Below are 5,653 nucleotides of genomic sequence, written 5' to 3'. Positions count from 1 at the left end.
GCTTCCAAATAAATAACCCTGTGTTTGAGAGAAACGGTTTACATAAGTTTTATTAGCAACCCTGTCCTCGCCTACTAAACCATAAGTAGCTCTTAATTTTAAGCTGTTGATAAAACTAATACTTTGCATAAATTTCTCATCGCTTATTTTCCAACCTAAACCCACGGTTGGAAAAAAGCCCCAACGATTTTGAGGAGAGAAATTAGATGATGCATCGTAGCGGCCAATAAACTCTACAAAATATTTATTTTTAAAAGAATAGTCGGCTCTTCCAAAGTAAGACCGTTTTGCAAATTGAGTGTATTGAGGATTGCGAATTACATCGGTAATAGAAGCAATGCTTGTTAAATCATTACTGAAAGCCCAAAACTCATCAACACCCCCAACTAATTGCTGAAATTTAGAAAGAAATAAATTTCTGCTTTCTGCTTCAGACTGATCGGCACCTACCAATACAGAAAAATCATTATCACGGATGCGTTTATTATAACCCAAAGTGCCAAATAATTGATAACTGCCGGAGAGAGTAGAACCTTCTGACATTCTATCGAGATTTTGAGCTGTAATTGTAAGATAAGGAGTAGCGGGGGTTAAAACATCAGAAAACAATAAACCATTGTTACCATTCCGAACAAAATTACCCACGTTATATTTTGGGTTATATTGTTTATCAGAATTATTACGGTTGAGTTTACCAAACTGCACCTTAGCTACTAATCCTTTTAAAAAATTGGGTTTATATTCTAAAGAAGCATTAACACTTAAGCCCTGCGAAATTGTACGCAAATAATTACCAGAATTAAAGGACCCTACCATACTCCATAAATTTGTAGCGCTGGCTCCCGGAGAAGTAGAACCGGAATAAGCTGTAGGAATACCATTTATTGTTGTAGGCACCCATTTTGGTGTTAGGTATAAAGCACGAATTGACTGATCATCTGTTTCGCCATTTGAAGCCCTGTGTGTATTTCTATATTCCTGGTTATAATCGGTGGATACGCTAAAACTTGCAGTTAATCCATCAATAACTTTTGCATCGATACCTGTACGGATGCTGTATTTATTAACATCAATTTTACCAATATTTCCACTTTCTTTATAATAACTGCCCCCGGCAAAAAATGTAATTTTATCGCTGCCACCAGATACATTTATGTTATGCCGCATTACTTTACCAGCCTGCCATAATTCATCGTACCATGCCTGGTTAGGTATTGCTTTTAAACGGTCTAAATCTGCTGCAGAAAAACGTTCTATTAAAGGACGATTATTTAGTTCAAAGCCATCATTCAACATTTTAGCATGTTCATAAGCACTCATTGTTTCTGTTTTTACAGCCTCTGTGCTTGTTCCAAAATTGCCTGAGTAAGATATACGTGGCTTGCCAATTTTTCCTCTTTTGGTGGTAATTAATATAACACCTTTTGCACCTGCGGCGCCATATATTGCTGCTGATGCATCTTTCAAAAAAGTAATGTCCTCAATTTGACTTGCATCTAGATTTTCGAAAAAATCCGGGTTACCCGATTGTGCCCATACCGTAGGGTTAACAATGATACCATCAATTACATAAAGTGGTTGATTAGCTGCACCTGTATTAGAGCCAGGAAACGTAATGGAATTACGAATATTAATATCGGTTGTAGATCCCGGTTTTCCTGAAGCAAAACTTACAGAAACACCTGGGATACGATTAATTAAAGCTGAACCTAAATTAGCTACTGGTAAGTCTTCAATTTCACTAGCTTTTAAAGTAAAAACAGCACCCTGTACATTTACTCTTTTCTTAGTACCATAACCCACCACAACAACATCCTCTAAAGATTTATTGTCTTTATCCATTTTAACCGAAAAAGCTGTTCTTGTACCAACTGTTAACTCCTCTGATAGAAGACCTACACTGGTAAAACGCAGCACCGCCTGATTAGAAGGTACAATAATGGAGAAGGCGCCATTAGCATCTGTTGATGTGCTGGTTGTTGCGCCTTTAACAGTAACCGTTATACCTGCCATGGCCTTGCCATCCGTATCTACCACCTTACCGGTAACTGTTTTTTGCTGTGCAAATAATACACAGCTAATTAGTATGAAGAATTGAAGGAGCAGTGCCTTCTTTAATAAGTGCTTTATCATATAGCGTTGGTTTTGAAAAAAAATAAAATCGTTATAAATTAGTTTGTGTTTGTTTGTTTTCTTTTGCTGCCTGTATTCTTTTGGCCCAATCTTCCCCTTCTTTTTTCATATCATAACCGGCAGCCGATAAATAATTATTTATTTTTCCTTTGTACTTTCCAAATACGGCATGCTTTGCATCGCTGCTGCCTTCATCCATAGCCAGTTCTCTTGCTTCTAACAACCAATTGTACATTTTATCTTTTTGTTCGGTTGTAAGCTGTTGCAGCATATCCATATAAGCAGTCCATGTAACGGGTAATATGCGGTAAGTCATACCATCTTTTACCTGTTCTACCTGTTGCACTGTTAAATCGTTGTTTAAAAGAGCAATAAATGGAGTATGCAGCTGCTTTAACTGTTCATATTTTTTTTCGTTCTCTTTTTTTACCGCTTCGTTTATTTCTTCTTTAGATAATTGTTGTGTTTTAATTGCCGTAACTGTTGCTTTGCTGTTATCATGCACTGCATTTAATTGCAAATACTGGTTGGCAATTATATGCTGTACTTTTTTAAATTTTACTGCATCTGTAATATTAAGTGTTTGAACAATTTTTGCCGATCGCTCAGCAATTACTTTTTGGTAAGTACTATCTGCAGTAATACTTTGCTGTGCACAACTGTTTAAACTGTACAAAAGCACTGCTGCTGTTATTATTATTTTTGTATTTAGTAAAGCGGTGGAAAAAAAAGTTTTGTAAGAAAAAAAAGTTGCAACAGGTTTTACCTTTTCTGCATAATGCACATTTATAGTAACAGGTATAAACCTTTTCATGTAGCGCTTTTATTAATCGTTAGGAAATGAGCAAAAATATTTATCCAATCAACCTACTAAAGGTACTGGTACAGCTAAGGCTCAACAATGTAAGGTTTTGCTAATTTGATGTACAATTTTACTATTTATAAAAAATGTAATGCGGGTGCAAAATAATAAAATTGGTGGCTTTATTCGGTTGTCATCAATGCAATCGTTCCCGACAGCAATCCGGGTGAAGTTGCAGTTAATGTACTATTTCCCTTTTTTACAGCAGATTTTATTATGGCCATTGCCATACCTTTCCAGGCCTGCCTTTTATTGCTGTTTAAAGAAACGCTATCTGCCTGGTATCCATTATCGGTGCCGGCAATGGTTACGTTGCCAGTAATAGAAAATGTAATGTGATTATTTGCATCCGGTACAAGATTGCCATCCTTATCTAAAACTCTTGCAGTAATAAAAGACAAATCTTTTGCATCAGCTTTAATTATTTTTCTATCGGCTGTTAATTCAATTTTAAAAGGCTTGCCTGCAGTTTTAATCTCTTTTACCAAAACTATTTTTCCATTTTTTTTAGAGATGGCTTTTAATGTGCCGGGAGCAAATGGCACACGCCACATTACATGTAATGAAGTATCGGTTTTAGTTCTGGTGCCTAAAGATTTATCATTTAAAAATAATTCCACTGCATCAGCATTATTGTAGTAAGCCCATACATCTACCATTTCGCCAGCTGTCCAATTCCAATGCGGAAAAATATGCAGCACCGCTTTAGTTGTCCATTCGCTTTGGTACATGTAATACACATCTTTTTTAAAACCAGCTAAATCAACAATACCATAATAAGAACTTCTTGCAGGAAATTTTGGATACGGCACAGGCTCTCCTAAAAAATCGAAACCACTCCAAACAAATATGCCGGCCATGTGCGGATATTTTTTTACAGCAAGCCATGTTTTTTCGTGTGTGCCGCCCCAGTAGGCAAAAGTATTATCGTAAGAAGATGCGGTAAAATCTTTATTGCCCACAAATGTATCCTGCCCTTTATAATCGGGTGGCCATATTCTATTACTGTCTGATGGAAACTGATAGACACCTCTTGTTGATAATGCTGATGCTGTTTCGGTGGCAATAAATTTTTGATTGGGAAAGCGTTTGGGTAATTCGGGGTAATCGTAATACTTATAATTAAAACCCAGCACATCCAGCGCATTGGCTTTGGTAATAAAATTTTTCTCGGGCATAGTTTCTGTTAATGCAGCGGTGACAGGTCTTGTGGGGTCAAGTTGTTTTACAATATCCACCAATTTCTTTGTAAGCGTTGTTCCACTGCTGTCAAACTGTTCTCTTATTTCGTTGCCAATGCTCCACATAAAAACTGAGGGATGATTTCTGGCACGCAGTACCATTGCCTGTAAATCTTTTTCTGCCCATTCATCAAACTGCAAGTGGTAATCAAATTTATTTTTCTTTTTTCTCCACATATCAAATGCCTCGTCCATTACTAAAAAACCCATTTCATCACACAGATCCAGCATGGCACTTGCAGGTGGATTGTGAGAAAAGCGAATAGCATTGCAACCCATATCTTTTAAAATTTGCAATTGCCTTTTTGCTGCGGCTTTATTAAAGGCTGCACCTAATGCACCTAAATCGTGGTGCATGCAAACACCTTTTATTTTTAAGGGTTGATTATTGAGAAAGAAACCTTTTTGTGCATCGAAGTGAATGGAGCGGATACCGAAAGTGGTTTCGTATTGATCAACCAAATATTCAGAAGCAAAAACTTTGAAAACCGCTTTATACAAATAAGGATTAAGAGGCGACCAGAATGATGGTTTACTTATTGTAAATGTAGATTTGAAATAATTATTCTTGTTTAAAACTACATTATCCATTCTCCCAATCTTTTTTCCATTATAATCATACAGATATACATCAACAGATAAAACTTTACTATTAGAGTGCTGCCAACTTTCAGCGATAATTTTAAAATCTCCATTATCTGTTTTTTCTGTATAAATAAAAAAATCAGCCGGCTTAGTTATCCATTTTTTAACCATCACTAATTTCACATCCCTGTAAATACCACTTCCACTATACCATCTTGAATCTGGTTGCTGGCTGTTATCAACTTTAACTGCAATTACGTTTTGCTTATCAAAAAATAAATGCGATGTTAAGTCGTAAGAAAAATTTATATAACCATAAGGCCGCTTACCTAAATATTTTCCATTGATCCATACTTCGCTGTTTTTATAAACGCCATCAAATTCAATACTTACTATTTTATTTTTTGCAGATGATGCAATGATAAATGTTTTTCTGTACCAGCCAATGCCGCCGGGTAATGAGCCACCCTGGTTGGTAGCAGGAGCATCTTTTATAAAATTGCTTTCAATACTCCAGTCGTGCGGTAAAGAAAGTGTTCTCCATTTTGCATCGTTGTATGTTGGATTGATGGCGTTGCTATCGTTACCTAAATAAAATTTCCAGTTGGCATTAAAATCAATAGTTTGGCGAACTTGTGCATGCAATGCATGGCAGAACAATACAAAAATTATAAGAAAATGTTTTTTCATTTTTGAAATTGCATTTTTTGTAACAAAAATTAAAAGTTGTCAGCCTGAGCTTGACAACTGTCAGCCTGAGCTTGTCGAAGGCGGGTTCACTTACAAAAGAAGGTTCCTCTCTCTTACAACCCGCCTTCGACAAGCTCAGGCT

Annotated in this window: 3 protein-coding genes; all 3 read right to left on the bottom strand. The window is 36.3% G+C overall.

What is annotated here, in order from left to right; genetic code table 11:
- A partial coding sequence (locus ACY651_RS17110) for a SusC/RagA family TonB-linked outer membrane protein (protein ID WP_462254712.1) occupies positions 1–2,133 on the bottom strand: 2,133 nt, incomplete at its 3' end.
- A gap of 31 nt (positions 2,134–2,164) precedes the next feature.
- Positions 2,165–2,947: a DUF3826 domain-containing protein gene (locus tag ACY651_RS17105; protein WP_462254711.1), complete on the bottom strand. Its 783-nt coding sequence runs from the start codon at positions 2,945–2,947 to the stop codon at positions 2,165–2,167.
- 170 nt (positions 2,948–3,117) lie between these two features.
- The gene (locus ACY651_RS17100; RefSeq protein WP_462254710.1) at positions 3,118–5,511 is read right to left on the bottom strand and encodes a glycoside hydrolase family 2 TIM barrel-domain containing protein; all 2,394 of its coding nucleotides are present in this window, start codon (positions 5,509–5,511) and stop codon (positions 3,118–3,120) included.
- Positions 5,512–5,653: the final 142 nt, after the last annotated feature.

Origin of the sequence: Ferruginibacter sp., assembly GCF_031391665.1 — a bacterium.
Taxonomy (GTDB): Bacteria; Bacteroidota; Bacteroidia; order Chitinophagales; family Chitinophagaceae; genus Ferruginibacter.
Note: the sequence above shows the minus strand (reverse complement) of the source record. Positions and strands in the feature narration are given on the sequence as shown.

Coding starts and splice junctions, on each gene's coding strand:
- ACY651_RS17105 (WP_462254711.1), bottom strand. CDS start 2,947: ATGAAAAGGTTTATACCTGTTACTATAAATGTGCATTATGCAGAAAAG.
- ACY651_RS17100 (WP_462254710.1), bottom strand. CDS start 5,511: ATGAAAAAACATTTTCTTATAATTTTTGTATTGTTCTGCCATGCATTG.